General features: G+C 44.2%; 18 protein-coding genes, 1 tRNA gene and 2 pseudogenes. 8 read left to right on the top strand and 13 right to left on the bottom strand.

Translation table 11 applies throughout. From position 1 onward, the window contains the following. Positions 1–150 precede the first annotated feature (150 nt). The 4 genes from mutS to FTV42_RS09240 all read left to right on the top strand — a co-directional run bounded on the left by mutS (position 151) and on the right by FTV42_RS09240 (position 4,968). Complete coding sequence (gene mutS / locus FTV42_RS09255; protein ID WP_180038572.1) at positions 151–2,784, top strand: DNA mismatch repair protein MutS; 2,634 nt, start codon at positions 151–153, stop codon at positions 2,782–2,784. A 205-nt stretch (positions 2,785–2,989) separates the two neighbouring features. Continuing rightward, complete coding sequence (gene fdxA, locus FTV42_RS09250; RefSeq protein ID WP_004279936.1) at positions 2,990–3,313, top strand: ferredoxin FdxA; 324 nt, start codon at positions 2,990–2,992, stop codon at positions 3,311–3,313. 137 nt (positions 3,314–3,450) lie between these two features. Then, complete coding sequence (locus tag FTV42_RS09245) at positions 3,451–4,170, top strand: D-Ala-D-Ala carboxypeptidase family metallohydrolase (protein WP_004279938.1); 720 nt, start codon at positions 3,451–3,453, stop codon at positions 4,168–4,170. A 132-nt stretch (positions 4,171–4,302) separates the two neighbouring features. After that, on the top strand, positions 4,303–4,968 hold the full coding sequence (locus FTV42_RS09240; RefSeq protein WP_004729865.1) for an O-methyltransferase: 666 nt from the start codon (positions 4,303–4,305) through the stop codon (positions 4,966–4,968). A 168-nt stretch (positions 4,969–5,136) separates the two neighbouring features. Here FTV42_RS09240 and FTV42_RS09235 read toward each other — a convergent pair whose 3' ends face one another. The 11 genes and pseudogenes from FTV42_RS09235 to FTV42_RS09185 all read right to left on the bottom strand — a co-directional run bounded on the left by FTV42_RS09235 (position 5,137) and on the right by FTV42_RS09185 (position 15,346). Further along, positions 5,137–5,979: a universal stress protein gene (locus FTV42_RS09235; protein ID WP_180038571.1), complete on the bottom strand. Its 843-nt coding sequence runs from the start codon at positions 5,977–5,979 to the stop codon at positions 5,137–5,139. Positions 5,980–6,172: 193 nt separating this feature from the next. Further along, on the bottom strand, positions 6,173–6,790 hold the full coding sequence (locus FTV42_RS09230) for an acyltransferase (protein WP_180038570.1): 618 nt from the start codon (positions 6,788–6,790) through the stop codon (positions 6,173–6,175). Further along, complete coding sequence (locus FTV42_RS09225) at positions 6,783–7,382, bottom strand: YigZ family protein (RefSeq protein WP_180038569.1); 600 nt, start codon at positions 7,380–7,382, stop codon at positions 6,783–6,785. The genes FTV42_RS09230 and FTV42_RS09225 overlap by 8 nt, the downstream gene beginning before the upstream one ends. A gap of 119 nt (positions 7,383–7,501) precedes the next feature. Beyond that, positions 7,502–8,062, bottom strand: a pseudogene (locus FTV42_RS09220) (biotin/lipoyl-binding protein). After that, positions 8,059–10,200 (bottom strand): annotated as a pseudogene (locus FTV42_RS09215) (type I secretion system permease/ATPase). The pseudogenes FTV42_RS09220 and FTV42_RS09215 overlap by 4 nt, the downstream one beginning before the upstream one ends. Further along, on the bottom strand, positions 10,197–11,678 hold the full coding sequence (locus FTV42_RS09210) for a TolC family outer membrane protein (RefSeq protein ID WP_218946971.1): 1,482 nt from the start codon (positions 11,676–11,678) through the stop codon (positions 10,197–10,199). Before FTV42_RS09210 ends, FTV42_RS09215 begins: the two are co-directional and overlap by 4 nt. Positions 11,679–11,884: 206 nt before the next feature. Beyond that, complete coding sequence (lptB, locus tag FTV42_RS09205) at positions 11,885–12,628, bottom strand: LPS export ABC transporter ATP-binding protein (RefSeq protein ID WP_005104345.1); 744 nt, start codon at positions 12,626–12,628, stop codon at positions 11,885–11,887. Further along, complete coding sequence (gene lptA / locus FTV42_RS09200; protein ID WP_004646679.1) at positions 12,628–13,194, bottom strand: lipopolysaccharide transport periplasmic protein LptA; 567 nt, start codon at positions 13,192–13,194, stop codon at positions 12,628–12,630. Before lptA ends, lptB begins: the two co-directional genes overlap by 1 nt. Further along, the gene (gene lptC / locus FTV42_RS09195; protein ID WP_005246677.1) at positions 13,178–13,726 is read right to left on the bottom strand and encodes an LPS export ABC transporter periplasmic protein LptC; all 549 of its coding nucleotides are present in this window, start codon (positions 13,724–13,726) and stop codon (positions 13,178–13,180) included. Before lptC ends, lptA begins: the two co-directional genes overlap by 17 nt. A 33-nt stretch (positions 13,727–13,759) precedes the next feature. After that, on the bottom strand, positions 13,760–14,299 hold the full coding sequence (locus tag FTV42_RS09190) for an HAD family hydrolase (RefSeq protein WP_180038568.1): 540 nt from the start codon (positions 14,297–14,299) through the stop codon (positions 13,760–13,762). A gap of 3 nt (positions 14,300–14,302) precedes the next feature. Next, on the bottom strand, positions 14,303–15,346 hold the full coding sequence (locus FTV42_RS09185) for a KpsF/GutQ family sugar-phosphate isomerase (protein ID WP_257223438.1): 1,044 nt from the start codon (positions 15,344–15,346) through the stop codon (positions 14,303–14,305). A 432-nt stretch (positions 15,347–15,778) separates the two neighbouring features. On the opposite strand from FTV42_RS09185, the gene cysS reads away from it, so the two are divergent. The 4 genes from cysS (at position 15,779) to FTV42_RS09165 (ending at position 19,390) form a co-directional block, all read left to right on the top strand. Beyond that, positions 15,779–17,200, top strand: a complete 1,422-nt coding sequence (cysS, locus tag FTV42_RS09180) for a cysteine--tRNA ligase (protein ID WP_180038567.1) — start codon at positions 15,779–15,781, stop codon at positions 17,198–17,200. 62 nt (positions 17,201–17,262) lie between these two features. Next, a tRNA-Gly gene (locus FTV42_RS09175) sits at positions 17,263–17,338 on the top strand. Positions 17,339–17,530: 192 nt separating this feature from the next. Further along, positions 17,531–18,319: a hypothetical protein gene (locus tag FTV42_RS09170; protein WP_180038566.1), complete on the top strand. Its 789-nt coding sequence runs from the start codon at positions 17,531–17,533 to the stop codon at positions 18,317–18,319. A 93-nt stretch (positions 18,320–18,412) separates the two neighbouring features. Next, entirely contained in the window at positions 18,413–19,390 is a 978-nt protein-coding gene (locus FTV42_RS09165; protein WP_180038565.1) for a fatty acid desaturase family protein, read from the top strand. A gap of 25 nt (positions 19,391–19,415) precedes the next feature. Here the strand turns inward: FTV42_RS09165 and FTV42_RS09160 are convergent, their stop codons facing one another. After that, positions 19,416–20,363 carry a cation diffusion facilitator family transporter gene (locus FTV42_RS09160; protein ID WP_180038564.1) on the bottom strand — a complete coding sequence of 316 codons (948 nt, stop codon included), beginning with the start codon at positions 20,361–20,363 and terminating at the stop codon, positions 19,416–19,418. Positions 20,364–20,494: 131 nt separating this feature from the next. Then, entirely contained in the window at positions 20,495–21,136 is a 642-nt protein-coding gene (yfcF, locus tag FTV42_RS09155; RefSeq protein WP_180038563.1) for a glutathione transferase, read from the bottom strand. Positions 21,137–21,170 lie beyond the last annotated feature (34 nt).

Here is a 21,170-nt window from a genome sequence, read left to right as displayed (position 1 = left end):
CTGAATTGAATCAGCAGATTCATTTCACATTTTCGATCTCCTGTGCTCAACCATGTTGGATTGGCCTGATTGAAAATGTGCTTTAAATTTTCCTGCATAGCCTATTGAGCAGTATTTGCATTTATCTCTTGTTGAAAGGATTTATTTTTAATGACCAGTTCAGAAATTATGGCTGATCTTTCTACCTTAACGCCCATGATGCAGCAATACATGTCGGTGAAAATGCAGCATCCGCATTCTTTGATGTTTTATCGTATGGGTGATTTTTATGAACTGTTCTTTGAAGATGCACACAAGGCAGCCAAGATTTTAGGCATTACCCTGACCCATCGTGGTAAAGCCAATGGTCAGCCAATTCCTATGGCGGGCGTGCCTTATCATGCAGCCGAGGGCTATCTGGCACGTCTGGTCAAAAAAGGCGAAACCGTGGTGATCTGCGAGCAGATCGGCGAGGTTACTGGGAAAGGACCGGTTGAGCGTGGTGTGGTTCGAATTATTACGCCAGGTACCCTGACCGATGATGCCATGCTCGGTGCACATCAAAGCTCGAATCTGGTGGCTTTGTGTATTCAACAGAATCAGATTGGCATTGCACTTCTCGATCTCAGCGCCGGCCTATTTAAAGTCCAGCAGCAGGATTATGATCTTAACCAGCTCATGATTGAACTGGCGCGTTTGATGCCAAGCGAAATTCTGCTGGATGAAAGTATCACTGATCCAACATTGACCGAACAACTCAAACAGCAACTGGATATCTCGGTCACCAAACGTCCCGATGTCGACTTCAACCTGAATAATGCACAAAAAACCTTATGTGACCAGTTTGCCGTCAGCACGCTTTCAGGTTTCGGAATTGATCATTTACCTTTGGCTAAAGCAGCCGCAGCGGCACTGATTCACTACGCCAAAGAAACCCAGAAAACTGCGTTACCGCATATCCGCACGATTCAGCTAGAACAGAGTTCAGATTTTATTGCTTTGGATCCGGTGACACGCCGTAATCTTGAACTGATTGAGCCTTTATTTGAACATGGGACATCCTTATTTCAGCTGATCAATGATTGCCAGACTGCCATGGGGGGACGCTTGCTCAGTCGCACCCTGATGCAACCTTTACGCGATACCGCCTTGCTGGATGAGCGCCTGGATGCCATTCAAGCCCTGCTGCAAGGTTTCCACGAAGTACCTGTACGTTTGGTACTAAAAGAAATTAGCGATATTGAACGCGTGCTGAGCCGTATTGCGCTTGGCAGTGCCCGTCCACGTGATCTGGTGCAATTGCGACAGGCCTGCGCGCAAATTCCATTTTTACGCCATGCCCTGCAACCGATTGTCAGTCAGCAACAGTCCAAACTTTTAGTACAACTCAATGAAGAACTCGGCGACTTCCATGATCTACATCAACGTCTGATGTCCGCCATTGTGGAAAATCCACCCGTCCTGCTGCGTGATGGTAATGTCATTGCAGAAGGTTTTGACAGTGAACTCGATGAACTACGTCAGATTCGTGATCATGCCAGCCAGTTCCTGATTGATCTGGAAATTAAAGAGCGTGAACAAAGCGGCATTCCGGGACTGAAAATTGGCTACAACCGCGTCAGTGGATATTATATTGAGCTGACCCGCGCACAGGCTGAACAAGCACCCGAGCACTATATTCGTAGGCAAACCCTGAAAAATGCCGAACGCTACATCACACCTGAACTGAAAGCATTTGAAGACAAAGTCTTATCAAGCGAATCGCGTGCCTTGGCCCGTGAAAAAATGCTGTTTGAAATGCTGCTGGATGAACTGCGTCAGGATATCGGCAATTTACAGATGATGAGCAGCGCCATAGCCCAGATTGATCTGATTGCGAATTTTGCCCATCAGGCGCGTTTACGCAACTGGTCGCGTCCAAAATTCAGCCCTGAGGTCGGCGTAAGTATCACTGCTGGACGACATCCGGTGGTAGAAGCCCTCAGTAAATCGGCCTTTACTCCGAACGATACGCAACTGGATTTTTCTCATCGGATGGCCATCATTACCGGCCCCAACATGGGCGGTAAATCCACATTTATGCGCCAGACTGCATTGATCGTGTTGCTGGCTTATTGTGGTGCCTATGTTCCAGCGCAAGCTGCAACTTTAGGTCCGGTTGACCGTGTTTTCACCCGTATTGGTTCTGCCGATGATTTATCGACTGGCAAATCGACCTTTATGGTGGAAATGACCGAAACCTCGCAAATCCTGCATCATGCCACCAGTCAGTCTTTGGTACTGATGGATGAAGTTGGCCGTGGAACCAGTACCTATGATGGCTTGTCTTTGGCTTGGGCCTGTGTGCTAGATCTGACAAAACGCATTCAATGTTTATGTCTATTTGCAACGCATTATTTTGAGCTAACCGAACTGGATAAGGAAAGTGGCATTAACAACTACCATGTCACGGCCAAAGAGCTGAATGGCAATCTGATTTTATTGCATAAGGTGCAACATGGCCCAGCCAGTCAGAGTCATGGCTTGCAGGTCGCCAAACTGGCAGGTATTCCGACTGCGGTGATTAAAGAAGCGCAAAACCGCTTGAAGATTCTGGAAAAGCAGCATCAGGCCAAGCCACTGAGCCCGCAGCATGATCTGTTTGCAATGCCTAAAGTTATGGAGCCTGTAGAACGCATCATTGAAATTGAGAAAGAGTCGCCTGCACTGGACTTACTCGAAGATATCGATGTAGACAGTTTGACACCACGGGAAGCCTTGCAGCAGTTATATGCGCTCAAAGACCTGATCAAACAGCCAAGTTAATTCTCGGTCCTCGACCTCATCTAGCATGGGGTCAATGTCCTAAGAATACCGATGAGAGACACAATTCATCGGTATTCTTCCTTTTTTTCAAATTTAACAGCCCTATATATAACAAATATCAATAAAAGGAATTGTTAGTTCCTCCTGTTTTTGCCTAAAATACAGCATTCGTAATTAGAACCATATTTTTTAGGTAGCTGTCGCCATGACCTTCGTTGTCACTGAAAATTGTATTAAATGTAAATATCAAGACTGTGTTGAAGTTTGCCCTGTAGACTGTTTCTATGAAGGTCCTAACTTCCTTGTGATTAACCCGGACGAATGTATCGACTGTGCGTTATGCGAACCTGAATGCCCGGCAAATGCAATTTTCTCTGAAGACGAATTACCAGAGGGTCAGGAAGTCTTTATTGAACTGAATGCTGACCTGTCACAAAAATGGCCAAATATCACACAAATTGGTGACCAGCCAGCAGACCGTGAAGAATGGAATGGCAAAGCAGACAAATTACAATACCTTGAAAAGTAATTAGTTTAAACTTCAAAAGATCAGCAAATGCTGATCTTTTTTATATTCAACGCACACATTTCATTGCAATATTCTCCAAATTTCTCCCTATATTTAGTCTAAAATAGCGCTATTTTGTAAATATCTGATTTCTATAAATGAAGAACTTGTTAAAGGGATTATTGAGTCTTTGTATAATTCCTCTTGTTTTTGTGGGCTGTACCACGACCACAAAACAACCTGGACAGGCCACCACACCTGCTGGAAAACGGATTTACATTCCACAAGAACGTGTTCAATACGATCGTAAAGCCCACCCGAAAACTGTGCCTTATGTGTATACTCACTGGGTATCGGCACTGGATAATTTGTCACGCGTGCGTGAATATGAGGTTTTTCTGGAACGTCATGGGGTTGGCAATATCATTCCGAGTTTCGAGTTGATGCGTACTGCACGTGATTGGGCCAAGTGTGGTCGTTCCCAATACATGATTCCGAGCCGTGAATTATGGGCCAATCAGATCCCCACTTTAAAAGTCTTTAAATATCTGGTTGCAGCCAATGTACTGACTGATTTTGAAGTCACATCAGTCTATCGTGACTTGCCTTTAAACCAGTGTGCCGGCGGTGCCAATTCTTCACGCCATCTGTACAACTCTGCCATCGATTTCCGGATTGGGCCTGAATATCCCCAAGCACAAGATTATAGTTATATTGAAAATACCAAGTTTAAATTGTGCCAGTTCTGGGTGCAGCATGGTCAAAGCCTGAATATGGGACTCGGCATGTATGCTTCTGGCCAGATCCACATCGATACCCAAGGTTATCGTACTTGGGGACCGAGTTTAGGCCGTAATTCCTCAATGTGTAATTACTAAGTCATGACAAATGTTCTACAAAGTTCATGCAGGACTTTGTAGCGCCTAAAAAATCAGCACCTATAGAACAATAAATTGCGCTCTGCCGCGAAAAGTTTAAAATGCACGCATCGCAATCGAGGTGCTAAGACTATGCAACAAATGTGGACAGACATTGATCACTATATTGATTCACATTTAATTCCTGAAGACCCTATTCTGAATCAAACTCTTGAGAATACCGCAGCGCACGGTTTTCCTGATCACCTGGCTGTAGCACCGAATCAAGGCATGTTGTTGCAGATGCTGATCCAGATGAACCAATGTAAACGTGTACTGGAACTCGGCACATTTGCAGCATATAGCACCATGTGGCTGGCACGTGCGTTGCCGGATGATGGCTATATCCTGACGATTGAAGGACGTGATACCCATGCAGCGATGGGTCAGGAAAATATTGATCGCGCGCAGCTTAAACAGACCGTCGAACTGAAATGCGGCCGTGCAGCAGATGTGCTTAAAGCCCTGCCTGAAGATACGGAAGCTTTCGATTTCATCTTTATTGATGCAGACAAACAGAGTTATCCGGAATATCTGGAACTCAGTTTAAACCTGTCGCACTCAGGTACACTTATTTTTCTGGACAATGTGATTCGTGCTGGCGAAATCATTAACCCGGACAATAATAAACCAAGTATTGAAGGCATTCGTGACATGTTTAAAGCGCTTCAAAATCATCCACGTATTTTGTCATGCACTGCTTTACAAACGGTTGGCAGCAAAGGACATGATGGTTTTGCACTCGCGATTGTGAAATAAAACAAGAAGAACAAAAATCACCCAATGACATATTTACCATAAATAACATTAACTTATAAATATTAACCACAGAGTTATCCACAATATATGAGGATAACTCTGGTCATTTTTAAATCAAGCTGTAACAATTTACGATTAGACTTCGCGCTTGGCTATTATATGCAATTCTCACTTCGCAACCAGTAAAGGCACTTTTGAATTCCGGAAAATCGTGGTCGCAATACTACCCAAAAAGAACTGGTGAATTTTACTGTGACTAAATGCACCCAACACGATCAGCTGAATTCCGAGTTCCTGCTGATAGGTCAAAATATTTTCTGCGACATCGCCATAGCGGTATTGTGGCACCACATCTAAACCAGCCTGAGTTAAGTATTGCAAAGGCTCATTCAGAATTTCAGCATGATCACCGATATATAACAGATGACATTGCAATAAGCGCAGCAGATCACTTTCCGCAATCCGTTTCATCATCTTGATACAGGTCGGTGAATATTCATAGGCGAAAATAAATCGTGTCGGCGGCTTAAACTGTTCTCCGACAGTCATCACGGTACAGTTTGCCCCACGAATAAAATTTTCCACATTGGTGCCGATCGGTTTGTTTTTTTCAGCCGAGCGTTCACCGAGCAATCCAATTACTGCGATATCATCAGGCTGCAGGATCTGGAAGCTTTGTTCCAGAAAATCACCTTTTTCCTGAATATGGGTGGTTTGAATGCCATGTTCTGCTATAATCCGCTCGGAAATGTGTTGCAGCAGGTTATTGCTATAATCCAGCGCGATTTCACTTTGTTTCTGTTCAAGTTCGGCCAGTTCTTTGAGTAACATGGCATTACTTTCAAAGCCGATCACTCCGCTGATTTCCCCCAGATGATAACTGGCCGGGTAATAATCCAAAACCTGTAACAGGACCAGTTCACGCCCAGTCTGTTTGGCAATCCATGCCGCCGCGTCTGCCAGCGCGTTTATACATGGTGATGAGTCGATGCAGGCGATGACACGTTTCATGTTTAGCCTCTCTTCTATTTATGATAAAAATTTCTTAGTTATTTTTAACTTAGCATAAGCATTCAAAAATGTGCAGCGAAATCTGTAAGGCTTGACTTGAAATATGTTAACTTATATGTGAACAAAGATAGATCAACATATTAATCTATCTTCTGAGTCAGGCTGTTGCGTCAAGCAATTGACTTCCAAAAGCTTATTCACGATAGCGAATGAATTGGGCCGGATTACCGGCGACAATCGCACGCTTCTCGACATCCTTGGTCACCATACTGTTCATTCCCACCACAGCCTGATCTGCGATTTTAATTCCATCCTTGATACCTACATGTGCGCCCAGCCATACATCCCGACCAATCTCGATTCCTTGCGAACGGACTGACTGCTGATAAATCGGCTGCTCAGGATTCATGCCATGATCAAAGGCATAAAGATGACAATAAGCGGCGATACGCACCTGATCATGCAGTTTAATCCCCACCCGACCGCCATCCAGAATACAGTGATGATTGATCGCCACTTCATTGCCGATCTCTAGTGGGCCATGTAAGGTGCAATCTGCGGCAATAAAGGTATTATCGCCAATAATGATTTTGCGCCCCGGCTCGGCAAAGATATGTGCCAGTGGTGAAATAAAACAGTTTTCACCAATCTCGACAGTTTCCATTTCCATCAAGTAAGCCTGATAGTCCTTTTGCCACGCTTCTGCCCAGCTACGATTTTTAGGCTTTAAAGACCAGTACAGCCAAGGCATATAATTCAGGCGATGTTTATGCTGCTCACGATATTTCAGTAATGGATCTACGTCAGTCATCTGTCGCTTCTTCTATGATTTTGAGCTGTTCCCGGCCACGGGTCACATCTTGAATTTTTAAGGCAAAGGGTTGAATTTGATGTAACTGAAATAAGGCACTGACCTGCACCCCTTCGGCTGTATATTCTTCCTGATAATCGATTTGCTGCTGATTCAATTCATATTGAAAGATGGCCCATTCATTGAATTGACAGGAAAATTGCACCTTCTTCTTTTCAATCAGTTCAATTTTTTCTGCCAGCAACAAACATTGTCCAGCGCAACCGCCATAGGCACGTACCAAGCCCCCTGTTCCCAGCTTGATCCCGCCATACCAGCGATTGACCAGTACCAGCACATTGGTCAGCTCATTGCCTTCAATGGTCGCCAAAATCGGGCGTCCCGCTGTGCCTGAAGGTTCACCATCATCATTAAAGCGTACCTGATGGCCAATTTTCCAGGCCCAGCATTGATGCGTGGTGCTTGGATCACGATAAGTTTCCAGAAAATCTTTCACGTCCTGCTCATTTTCAACAGGGGTGGCAAAGGCCTGAAAGCGGCTTTTTTTAATGTCTTCCTCGAAACTGACCAGGCTGGCAATGGTAAATGGCATAACTTCAGACTTTAAACTCTCACTGCTGCAGTATACCTGCTTTGCACAGACAAATAAAAAGCCTCTCCACGGAGAGGCCTGATTTTGATCGATTGTTTTACTCAATTGCTTGGCAAATATTACCGTTCACGCAAGGCTTCTTTGGCTTTATTAAATGGCTTGATCAGATAATCCATCACGGTTTTTGAACCAGTACGAATATCCACGGTGGCCACCATCCCTGGAGTAATATTGAACTCCTGCCCGGCATTATTGCTGAGCTTGTCGCTATCGGTACGGATATACACCCAATAATAAAATTGATCCTGCTTGACTTCATCACGTAAACGGGCTGAAGTGGCACGTGACGACACCAGCAAGGATTCTGATTCACCGACATTGGATTCAAAGCGGGTCGGATCAAGCTGGGCCAATACTTGCCCACGCTCGACAATTTCACCTTCTTTGACGTTGAGTGTGGTCAGAATACCGCCATCCAGAGACTGAATCACCTGCTCTTTGGATGATGGAATTATTTTCCCGGTACCGGTAGACACTTCTTCCAATTTGAATAACCAGGCCCAGCTCAGCAATACCAATAGGCCAATGCCGATAATCTAGATGATGACACTTGATTTCGGTAAGGGCGGTTCCTGAAAGCTGACCTTGCTGGAACGTTTTAGTTGCTGTAGTTCAGTCATGCACTTGCTCCTACAACCCGCTTATTACCACCTTGCGACTGATTCAGAATCTGATCCCGTGGTCCATCCATCACAATCTTGCCGTCATTCACCACCAGAATACGATCCACCAGTTCCAATACCGCACGGCGATGAGTCGCAACAATCATCGTACGATGGGTTAAATACCCTTTGAGATGATCAATCAACTGCTTTTCTGATACATCATCAATAGCAGCGGTCGGTTCATCCAGCAGCAGAATTTTTGGTTGACGGATCAACAACCGCTCCAATAACAAGGCTTGACGCTGCCCCCCAGAGAAACCGACACCGCCTTCTAAAATGATATGATCCAGTCCTTCTTTTTTCTCCTGTACAAATCCCAGTGCACCGGTAATTTGTAAGGCTTCCAGAATTTGCTGATCGGTGGCCAAGGGTGCGCCCAAAGTCAGGTTTTCACGAATTGAACCATAAAATAACTGCGAGTTCTGATTCAGCAAGCCCATATCACGACGTACATCTGACGGGTCAATCAGGGTCAGATCAATACCATCCAGCTTGACCTTGCCCTGTAACGGTGTCTGCATCCCAGACAAAAGCTGTAACAAGGTCGATTTTCCTGCCCCGTTACGGCCCAGAATCGCGATTTTCTCTCCCGGCTTGATCTCTAGCTTGGGAATCATCAAACTCGGTTTCGGATCATCATCGCCATATTTGAACACCACACCATTGAGCTCATAATGCCCATCCAGTGCCGGACGATGAATCAGGTGCGAATAATCCGGCTGATCCACCGGTTTTTTCATGAGTTCATCCAAACTAGCCTTGGCGACTTTAGCCTGTTGCAAGCGACCCAGTACACCCGTAATTTGTGAAATTGGTGCCAGCATGCGTGAAGAAAGAATTGAACAGGCCACCAGTGCGCCTGTGGTCATGTCACCCTCCATCACCGCAAAAGCCCCGACCAAGACTACAATTGCAAAGGTCAGTCCCTGAATTTTTTGGGTCCAGGCGGTCATCAAGCCGACAATTTTACGTTGCTGCATGCTGACATCGGCTGATACTTCATTCATATGATTCTACTGATTCTGGAAACGTGTTTCAGCTCTTAATAGCTTGATGTCTTCAATTCCTTGTACGGCTTCTACCAGCAAGGCATTGCGGATGACAGATTCGCGCATGCCCAACTGAGCCAGTTGTGCCAGTTTTTTCTGCGCCAGAATTCCCGGAAGAATCATTAAGGGCACAACGAGTAACATGACCCAGAACAGATTGCCACCGATCACCCAGAAGATGCCTAAGAACAGAAAGAAGAATGGCAGATCGGCAATGGCCGTAACTGTGGTTGAAGTCACCAGTTCGCGAACACCTTCCAGCTCGCGAATTTGTGAAATAAAGGTTCCTGTTGATTTGGAACGTTCACTGTTTTTAATCCGCAAGGAATGACCAAACACCCGGTCAGAAATTTTTAAATCTGCGCGTTTACCAATAATGTCTGACAGATAGATCCGCGAGACACGTAAAACAAACTCAAAAATCGCAGCGATCAGCACACCACCGGCTAACACCCATAACGTCGGAATAGATTGTGATGGAATGACACGGTCATAGACATTCATCGAGAAGACTATTGTGGCCAATGCCAGAATATTGGCAATTAAAGATGCAAACATCACATCGATATAGCGCTTCCAGTCATTCAGGACAATTGACCAAAACCAGTTTTTCTCAAAGGGTTTGATATATTCATCCACCCGCGCATCTGGAACTGAAGATTCAGGACGCAGCACATAAAGATGCTTTATGCCAGTCTCTAACTGTTCAACTGTAAAGCTTTGAGATAAACCTTCATCACCACTGAGCTGTATGCTAACATTCCCTTGTGTGTCGATGCGTTCGATCACCCCCACATCACCACTATCGAATTCAACCAGTAAAGGTAAACGCCATGGATTCAGCAGGCTGCGCTCAAATTTATTTTTACGGACATTTAAACCCATCTGACGACTGACAATCTTGAGCATGTCATCGATATCATGATGCTGGGTCCAGTCCAGTTGCAGGCGAATCCGCTCCTCAGAAGGCTCAATGCGGTAATGCCGAGCAATATTTAAAACTGCCTGAAGCCAAGGTTGATAATTTATTATTGTAGTACTCATGGCTGAACTTCAGACTCCTGAATAGAAATACGGTTAAGCGCGTAAATATCCCGTGTGCGGCCAGTGACCTGAATGTACTGTACGATCGCCGAATAAATGTCATAGCGCGCCGATTCAATTTCCTGCGCGGCACTATGAATGGCTTGCTCTGCGTTCAGCAAATCCACCACGGTTCGGGTACCCAATTTATATTGTTCTTGATACAGCTCTTTGGTGCGTACCGTGGTTGCGCGGCGCTGGGATAAAACTCCCATTTGTTTTTGTTTATTTTCAATCTGTTCTCGGATCAAGCGCACCTGATCCAGCACATCCAGATAGACCGTATTGACCTGTGCACGTGCAGCTTCTTCGGCATAGCTTGCGGCACGGGTCTGTGAACGTATTGCACCACCCTGATACAAATTACTGCTGGCTTCAATCATGACGGAATTATAAAAGCCATCATCTTCATTATTATTTGGATTCCGCCCATTCATCGCCTGACTTAGACTGCCTTTAACACTAATAGTCGGATAAGGACTTAATCGCGCCTGATCTTTTTGCAAACGGGCAACATTGACCCCGGCATGGGCCAGAATCATGTTCGGAATCTGGGTAAATTCCGGATCCTGATAAAGATCGGCCTGTGCCACAATACGCTCAGGAATCTCCCATTCAATTGCAGATCCATCAAATCCTAGCAAGGTACGCAAGCGTTGTTGATATTGTCTGAGCTGGGTCTGCTGAACAATCAGATTCGATTGCGCTGCTTCCAGATTGGACTGGGCCTGAATCGGGTCGGCCTGACTGCTGATTCCGGCGCGGGCACGCAAATTGTCAATTTCTGCAATCCGTCCAATGCCCTGAATCTGCTGTTGGGCAATCTGGGTGATTTGCTGATAACGTTTGATATTCACTATTGCATCTGCTACTTCAAATGCGATCTGATCCAAACTAACCAGCACTCTTGCCTGTTCTTCTGCCAAGCGGGCTTCTTCCACACTGATATTGGTTTTAATTTTGCCAAAGTCATACAGCATCTGGGTGGCATTCAAAGAAACCATTTGTCGTCCACGTTCACCTGAAGTGAGGTCACCTGTCCCGATACCACCGGATAACTGCGGATAATAACCCGCTCTCGCCACATCAATATTCGCGGCCTGTGCAGATAATTTCGAAATACTCTGGGTAATTTCAGGTCGTCGTTGCACTGCCCGGTGTACGGCTTCCACCAGATTCATTGTCTTTGGAATACCAGCTGTGATCGTAGAACTTAAAGCTGGCTGTTCTGACTGTGGCCGGGTAATTTGCGGCAGCTCAGCAACTTTTGATGTATCTAATGAATAATGACCAAGCGAGGTAATATCTATGTTATGCGCTGACCGTGTCGGCTTGGGTGCAATCAGCTGCCCCAAGCCATTTTTGAGATTGGCAAAATAATGGGGTGAGCTTTCTGCATGCACCAAAGATACAGATAAAGGCAAAAGAAGAAGTATCAATCTCTTTCTTTTTTGATCTGTTTTCCCCTGATTTTTTTTTAAAGTGTTCTGCCCTAAATCGCATAATATTATGTAATGTTTCTTGTTTTAGTCTAACAATATATCAAATCCCTTTAAAAGAAATCTTTTCCACTTTGATTTGATCAAAAAAACCCTGCATCCGACAACTGGCGTCTGATGCAGGGTTTTATATAAAGCAGGATTATTTAAACAGTGAAATCATCACCCAGATAAACTTTTCTTACGGTCTCATTCGCTAGGATTTCTTCTGGTGTACCTTCAGCAAGTAATGCGCCTTCACTAACAATATAAGCATGCTCACAAATCGCCAGCGTTTCACGCACGTTATGATCGGTAATCAGTACCCCAATCCCGCGATCTTTCAAGGTCGTAATAATATCCTTAATATCTCCAACCGAAATCGGATCGACACCGGCAAAAGGCTCATCGAGTAGCATAAATTTTGGGTCCGCCGCAAGTGCACGTGCAATCTCGGCACGACGTCGCTCACCACCGGATACACTCATACCTAAAGAATCTTTGATATGAGTGATTTTAAAGTCTGCCAGTAACTCCGCCAGACGTTGCTGACGCTGTGCCTTGGTCATATCTTTACGGGTTTCCAGAATTGCCATAATATTTTCGGAAATTGTCAGTTTTCGGAAAATCGAAGCTTCCTGCGGCAAATAACCAATTCCCTTACGTGCCCGTTCATGCATTGCGAGGTCGGAAAGATCTAGATCATCGAGATAGATTTCCCCCTTATCCATCCGCACCAGACCGACCACCATATAGAAACTGGTGGTTTTACCGGCGCCATTTGGTCCCAGCAACCCAACAATCTGGCCACTTTCCATGCTGAACGACACATCTTTCACTACCCAGCGTTTATTATAGTTTTTCGCCAGATGCTTAATGGTTAAGGTTTGAACCTGCTGCGATTGCTCCATTAATCACGCGCTCCCGGGAAGGATGTTGAACTAGAGGGTGGAATCACGATTTGTACACGGCCAGACGATGAACCGGTTTTATTTGGTGTTCCGGTAGCTTCGATATCGCCTTTGTTCATGCTGTATTTTAAAGTCGCACCACGAATACTGGCACCGTCCTGTTGCAGGAAGGCATTACCTGACAAGGTAATAATCCCGGTTTCAGCATTGTAGACAATTTTCTGCGCCTGACCTTTGGCAAGACCTTTGGCCGGATCCACTTTTTGCTGGAACTGTGCCGGGCTGCCTGTCGCTGTAATCAGGCTGATCTGACGTTTATTGTTCAGATTGGCCACAATCGAATTGGCTTGCAGCTTCATGGTGCCCTGTTCAATGATAACGTTGCCCGAATACGTCGTCACACCCGTCCGCTCATTGAAAGTCGCCCGGTCAGCCAGCAAAGTGATTGGCTGGTTACGGTCAGATGGCAGTGCAAAAGCAGCGATTGAACCGAGTCCAACCACAGTCGCCAGCGTCATACGCTTCAGGAAAGTGTGCATCATTTTGGCTTTAGGAGTTTGGTTCATACTTTCCTCGAATATTAAAGAATTCGTATTGACCATCATTAAGATTGGCTTTAAGACCCTGGCTGACGAATTCAGCCTGTGGAGATTCCACAATCACTGTCTTGTCTGTTTCAATTTCACGTGTTTTCGGAAAAGCAGTCAGTTCTTCAGTACGAAACCGCATTTTCCCATTTTGCATGATTTTGGTGGCGAGCACTTCTTGAGAAAGTACAACTTTTGTATTGTCATCATAACCATGCGCCATTTTGGCAAAGAAAGTCGCATCGACTTTACCATTGTCATAAGTCGATGCTCGCAGATTTTCCAGCTTTGAGGTTTCTAGCTGCAGGTTCTGCTCGAGTCGGTCCACTTGGGCACGAACCGACACCTGACCTGCTTCATCCGTCTGAGTTAAGTTAATATTTTGAGCGGAATAGGTCATGCTGCGCGCAGAGTCTGCCTGCAACTTGTTGCCCTTGCCGCTGTAATAGTAATAACCACCACTTATTGCGGCAATAATCACAGCCGTAATATATAAAACTTTAGTATCCATAAGCGGTGTACTTAATCCAAAAGATATGACTTATTAATAAGGCGCACGAGTATATTTTTCAAGTAACTCTTGGTACATGCCTTTGGACATTAACAACATATCGCAGATTTCACGCACCGCACCACGTCCACCCTGCGCCTGAGTCACCAGATCGGCACGGCGACGAACTTCGACATGACCATTAGGCACGGTCACTTTCATGCCGGCAATGGCAAAAGCAGACAGATCAGGCCAGTCATCGCCCATGTACAGGCAATCTTCAGGATCAATATTAAGCTGCGCACAGGCTTCACGAAGTGCTGTACCTTTATCTTCACGCCCCTGATAGACCAAATCAACACCCAGATCCGACATACGCTTTTCTACGATATTGCTTTTACGTCCGGTGATAATAATCACCTTGATTCCCGCCTGCTGAACCAGTTTCATGCCCAGACCATCACGAATGTCAAAGGATTTGGTCTCATCGCCAGTATTGGTCAGCGTTACAAAGCCATCACTTAAAATACCATCTACATCAAGCACCAGTGCTGCAATATGACGTGCCTGTTCTAATAATACATAAGATGCCATTTATTAATTTACCCCAGCCTGAATCAGGTCATGCATACTAATCACGCCAATGACTTTATTGGCATCATCAACAACTACAAATTGATTAATTTTATGTTCATTCATACGTTCCAGTGCGACCACTGCACGTGCTTCCTGAGAAATGGTCAACGGATTTTTGGTCATCACGTCCTGAATAGCCAGATTGACATCAAAACCTTGCTGCTTATCAATCAAGCGACGCAAGTCACCATCGGTAAAAATCCCCAGCAACACATCATTTTCATCGACGACTGTGGTTAAGCCCAAGCGCTTGTTGGAAATTTCGTACAATACTTTATTCATGGCGGTATCTGGCGAGACTTTAGGTAAATCTGCACCAGTATGCATCAGATGCTTCACATGCAATAACAGACGCTTACCCAGCGCACCTGCAGGATGTGAGCGTGCAAAATCATCCGAGGTAAAGCCGCGAGCATCCAGTAAAGCCACCGCTAAAGCATCACCCAAAGCCAATGTTGCCGTCGTTGACGATGTCGGCGCTAAACCCAGTGGACAAGCCTCCTGAATATTACCCAGCGTCAAAGCCACATCAGCATTTTGTGGCATTGGACCACGATCATCACCACTGATTGTAATCAGCGGAATTTCCAGATGTTTGATGAGTGGCATCAGCATCATGATTTCATCACTCTTGCCCGAGTTTGAAATTGCAATCAGCACATCACCAGCCACCAGCATACCCAAGTCGCCATGACCAGCTTCACCTGGATGCATAAAGAATGAGGGAGTTCCGGTCGAAGCAAAGGTCGCCGCCATTTTACGGCCAATATGACCTGACTTGCCCATTCCGGTAATCACCAGACGGCCAGTACACTGTAGAATAATTTCACATGCCCGGCTAAAACGGTCATCAATCTGTGTTGCTAAAATCTGTAGTGCATTTTCTTCGATGCGCAGTGTTTCAAGTGCGACTTTCTGGAAATCTAGTTGATTCGCTGTTTTTTGTGGATTCAAAGCCTGTTTACCTACGCTAAGGACAGAGAAAAACTCTGGTTTGATGGGCATAATTTTCGCAATTTTAGCATAGCTATGCAATTGTAAGCTTTCTAAATGTAGAAGATTCGACGGATTTTTAATATATTCAGATTGTATTCAACTTGCACAATCTGGTATCTCCGCCTCTACATTCGCTCCATTTTTGACGCTGTAAAAGGCGCTTGTTTTTATTTTTTAGGGGAACGCGCTTACGCTATCCAAAATAGTTTTGGTCAAATCAGACCAGACTCATTCAAATATAATTCCATCAGACTGGCAAACACTGCCTCTGAAAATGTAAGCTCAATATTCGCTATTTCACTTCCTGAACCCCTTCTTTATAAATCACTCTCGTCGCCTAACTCCCCTAAATAACTGAGGCTTTTTACGCTTTTATCTTTATGAATAATTATGCTTAGGTTAAGATGATTCATCCTTTTATTTGAAGTCTTTTGAACAGCTATGCAACCATTTGTTCTATATAACTCAGAGCAACGCAAAAAAGTAGAATTCGTACCTCGTGTTGAAGGTCAAATTGATCTGTATGTCTGTGGTATGACGGTTTATGACTACTGTCATATTGGACATGCACGTACAGTGGTTGCATTTGACTATATTATCCGTTTCCTGCGTAGCCAAGGCTGGAAGGTCAAATATGTGCGCAATGTTACGGATATTGATGACAAAATTATTAAACGTGCCAATGAAAATGGCGAAAGTATCTCAGAATTAACAGGTCGCTTTATTGATGCGATGAATGAAGACTTTGCCAAACTGGGCTGCCTTGCACCTGATGTTGCACCTAAAGCAACAGATTATATCGATCAGATGCAAGATATGATCGGTAACCTGGTCGACAAAGGTACGGCCTATCCTTCCAATAATGGCGATGTCTACTTTGAGGTCGAAAAATTCGCCAAATACGGTCGCCTTTCTGGCCGTAAACTGGAAGATATGCAAGCCGGTGCGTCTGAACGTGTCGATGTTGAAGTCGAAAAGAAACATCCGTTTGACTTTGTACTGTGGAAACATGCCAAGGAAAATGAGCCATCATGGGCATCTCCTTGGGGCAATGGCCGTCCAGGCTGGCACATCGAATGTTCAGCAATGTCGACCTGCTGCCTAGGCAATCATTTCGATATTCATGGCGGTGGTGCTGATCTGACTTTCCCGCACCATGAAAATGAAATTGCACAATCTGAAGCATCTACTGGCGAACAGTATGTTAATTACTGGATGCATGCCGGATTCATCAATGTCGATGGCGAGAAAATGTCGAAGTCTTTAGGCAATTTCTTCACCATTCGCGACGTGATTGAAAAATTCCATCCGGAAGTGGTGCGTTACTTTATTGTCTCTTCCCATTATCGTAGCCCGGTGAATTACTCGGATGTTGCCTTAAAAGAAGCAAAAAATACCTTGTCTCGTTTCTATCACTCGTTTAAAACCTATCAGGCGGTTTATGGTGATCATCTGGTTGAAACTCTGGATGAGGCTTTGGTTGAACGTTTTAATGCCGCTATGCGTGATGATTTCAATACGCCTGAAGCGATTGCGGTATTGTTTGAAATCAATAAAGAACTGAATCGTGCTGTGAAAGAAGAAAATGCGGAACAGGCAGCGATTTATTATGCAACTTTACGTCACCTGACCAATATTCTCGGTCTGGTACAGCAAGATGTAGAAGAGTTCCTCAAGTCTGACATTGGTCAGGAAGCATTAGGACTATCACCTGAACAAATTGAAGATTTGATTCAGCAACGTCAGGATGCCAAGAAAGCCAAAAAGTTCGCACGCGCAGACGAAATCCGTCAATCTTTACTTGATCAAGGTGTTGTTCTTGAGGATACCCGTCAAGGTACGGTTTGGCGTCGTGCTGATTAATTAATCAAACAGATTTATAGAGAGTTGACACTGCTGTGGAATTCTCTATAATTCACCTCATTGCGGGAATAGCTCAGTTGGTAGAGCATAACCTTGCCAAGGTTGGGGTCGGGAGTTCGAGTCTCCTTTCCCGCTCCAGAATACGAAAAACCCTTATCGAAAGATAAGGGTTTTTTTATTGTGTTTGAAAAAAATTTATTAATAAAATGTATATCTCAAATCACTTATTCATCCTTTTTTACCGTGACAATTTTTTTGGTTTATTCATGACAAAGTGCTATTGTGAATAAACTTTAAAACTTTCAATCCCTTTCATAACGATATCGTTTCATGACTTATAAATTAAATGCTCGTCATCTAATTCTAGATCTTTTATATGCCTCTAAAAACTCAACCCTGTCTATTAAGCGCATATTAGCTGCTGCTGAATTATTGGGTATATCTGACAATGGTATCCGTGTCGCTGTGGCTCGATTAAATCAGGAAAATGTCATTCAAGCTATAGAGCGCGGCGTGTATCAATTGCTAGAGAAAAAATTTGATACTTCTTTTATCAGCTTAAACAAACACCCTGATATGCAAACGGCGACCATATGGAATGGAAAATATGTATTGGTCTATACCGGTACTTTGGGGCGTGTAGACCGTACAGCATTATCTAAAAGGGAAAAAGCGCTGCGTTATTATGGCTTTCAGGAACTAGAGCAAAATGTTTTTATTCGTCCCGATAATTTAACGCTAAACCTAAGTCCATTAAAAACAGCTGTAATCCAGTTTGGATTAGATCCTGACGCACGTTTTTTTCAAGTCAGTCAACTGGAAAGTGAAACCGAAGTTCGTGATTTATGGGATATCGAAGCGCTACATCAGACCTATCATGCAGTACAGCATGATATCAATGACTGGTTTGAGAATTACCAAAATCTGACTTTAGCAGATGCTGCAAAAAGTGCCTTTTATCTAGGTAAATCTGCCCTGTTTAGTTTACGTGCTGATCCTTTGCTTCCTGCAGAATGGATAGACACCGATGCCCGACAACAATTTGAGCTCGCAGTCCGCAAAATAGAAAAACAGGGTCAACTTTTATGGCAACATTATTTTAAAGACCAAGGGGTCTAATTTATTTCTATTTTATACACAAAAATAAATTGACTGTAATATTTCATCCAAATATATTGAATACAGCAATAAGAACTAAATATAGGCAGAAGAATGAACAGCAAGGTCAGTGTCACAGAACTTTTTAGTCGTGACGAAATTAAAGAACTCACCACGACCTCAGACTTACACGGTGCCTGGGCAGTAGGTTCAACCTGGACCGTAATTGTCATGACCTTTGGTACGGTTGCCTATAGCTGGGAATATTTACCTACATGGGGGAAAGTCCTGATGTGCGCGCTGGCATTGGCCATTCTTGCGGGACGCCAGCTTGCGATGGCTATTTTGATGCATGATGCTTCACACCATAGCCTGTTCAAAACCAAATGGTTGAACACTCATTTGACCGACTGGCTCTGTGCACGCCCGATCTGGAATGATGTCAGCAAGTATCGTCCTTACCATTTGAAACATCATGCTAAAACCTCGCAGCCTGATGATCCTGACTTGGGGTTGGTGAAGAATTTCCCTATTACTCAAAGCTCACTATTCAGGAAATTCTTCCGTGACCTGAATGGGCAATCTGGGCTTAAATTTCTCGCTGGTCGGATATTGATGGATCTTGAATTACTGGAATGGAGTGTTTCCAATGACCCCAAGCCAATTCCGCGTGGTGATCGCAGCAATTTAGAGTTAGCAAAGAATCTATTTAAGAACAGTTCCGGTATGCTCATCTCAAATGCAGCAATTTTTTCTGCTCTTTGGGCCAGTGGGCATCCCAAACTGTATTTATTATGGCCTCTCGCCTATATCACTCCATTTCCTTTGTTCATCCGCATCCGAGCCATGGCTGAGCATGCCGGATTAGAAACCAGTCATTCTGCCCTTAGCAATACCCGCACCACCCGTGCAGACTGGCTGGCACGTGCTTTTGTAGCCCCAATTCATGTGAACTATCATATTGAACATCATTTGATGGCCTCTGTGCCGCATCAAAAGCTGGCGAAAATGCATCAGATGTTAAGGGAGCGTCAGTATGTCGATGCTCCGCCAAGTTATCTGGATGTGATTCGCTCACTTTTAAAAAAATAAAAAATATTTCTGCTGTTAAGACTATTCAATTGTAATGCTGATGGCTTTCGGCATGTGAGTGCTGATATGAGGATTGTCCCCGATGTTCCGGCGGACAATCTTCCGCTTCGATCTGCAAGGTCATTTCGGTAATATGATGCTCATGGTGGAGCATCTCAAAGGCCTGATGACGCAGTTTCTGATAATCCACATTCGGCGCAACCAGATGCACGGTCAGCATGACTTTTTTGGAAGTAATTGCCCAGACCTTGAGCTGATGAATATCTCGCACCCCTTCAAGCGCCAAAAGATCGTAACGTAATTTTTCAATATCAATTTCATCCGGCACACCTTCAAGCAGAATATTGATGCTCTGTTTTAGCAAAACCCAGGTTCTTGGCAATACCCAAAATCCAATTAATACTGCAATGAGTGTATCTATCCACATCCAGCCAGTCAAATAAATCACCAGCGCCCCAATGATCACCCCGACTGATCCCAGTGCATCACTGAGCACTTCCAGATAAGCGCCTTTGATATTGAGACTTTCTTGACTGCTAGACACCAGAATTTTCATGGAAATCAGGTTAATGAACAGCCCCAAGGTGGCCACGATCATCATGCCCAAGCTCTGGATTTCTGGCGGATAACTCAAACGCTGATAAGCTTCAAACAAAATATAAATCGCAACCACAAACAGCATCACGGCATTAAACAGGGCAGCCAAAATCTCAAAGCGCTGATAACCAAATGTCCGTTTATTGTCTGCCGGTTTTTGCCCAATTTTGATAGCGACTAAAGCGATAGCCAGTGCAGCAGCATCGGTAAACATATGTGCAGCATCAGAAAGTAGGGCCAAACTTTGAGTTAGAAAACCAGCAATCACTTCCACAATTAAAAAAGTCGTGGTTAATGCCAACGCTATTGATAATTTTTTGGCATTTTTTGCAGTCACGGCGACATGACTATGTTCATGATGATGTGAATTCCCCACCGGCCCCTCCCTCCTTCTTATTCAACGAGGACTGTATCCTCAGCATCTTTTCAAGTTTTGTTCTGATTCATATTACGCTTGAATTTTACCTATTTAAGTAGGTTTTTTATGAACTGTTTTATCAGTCGACATTAGATTAAAGTTTTAGCTTTTTCATGTTCTGCCAGCCAGGCCTGTACCGAAGCACGCTTAAAATTATGCTCGACATATTCTATTATTTTCACAGGAAGTTTCACCTGATGGCTCAACAAACGATGCAACATAAAGGCCAGATCAAAGTCTGCAATTGACCAGTGTTCAGTCACCCATATGTCCTCCAGCATATATTCTGCCACATTCACCAAGCGCTGAATTTCTTCAGTGATCGGAGCTGTAAGAGGTATAGACATTTTTGCTAGATGAAATACCGAATCGGAAGGCATCTGCTGGCGGATTTGCATAAAATCGGTTTTGACCAAGGCTTGTATGGCCCGACATTTAGCTCTAGCATAAATTTCCTTAGGATATAAGGCTGGATAATTAGGTGCTGGAAAGGCATCTTCCAAGTATTCAGTGATCGCCCATGATTCAAACAGGCTAAAGTTATCTACTATTAAACACGGAACTTTAGCACTTGGACAAATGGCTTGATAAGCCGCAGATTTCTGTTGTTGCTGATCTAAATCAATCACGATTTCCTGAAAATCTAAACCCTTTTCTTTTAAGGCAACATAGACCGACATGGCATAAGGGCTGATTCTATTTTTATCGACATATAAACGTATATTCTGCATATCCTTGTTCCTGATGACCTTGTTGTTTTTATTC

Origin of the sequence: Acinetobacter sp. YH16052 (genome assembly GCF_013417155.1) — a bacterium.
GTDB lineage: Bacteria > Pseudomonadota > Gammaproteobacteria > Pseudomonadales > Moraxellaceae > Acinetobacter.
This window is presented reverse-complemented; position numbering and strand designations above follow the sequence as displayed.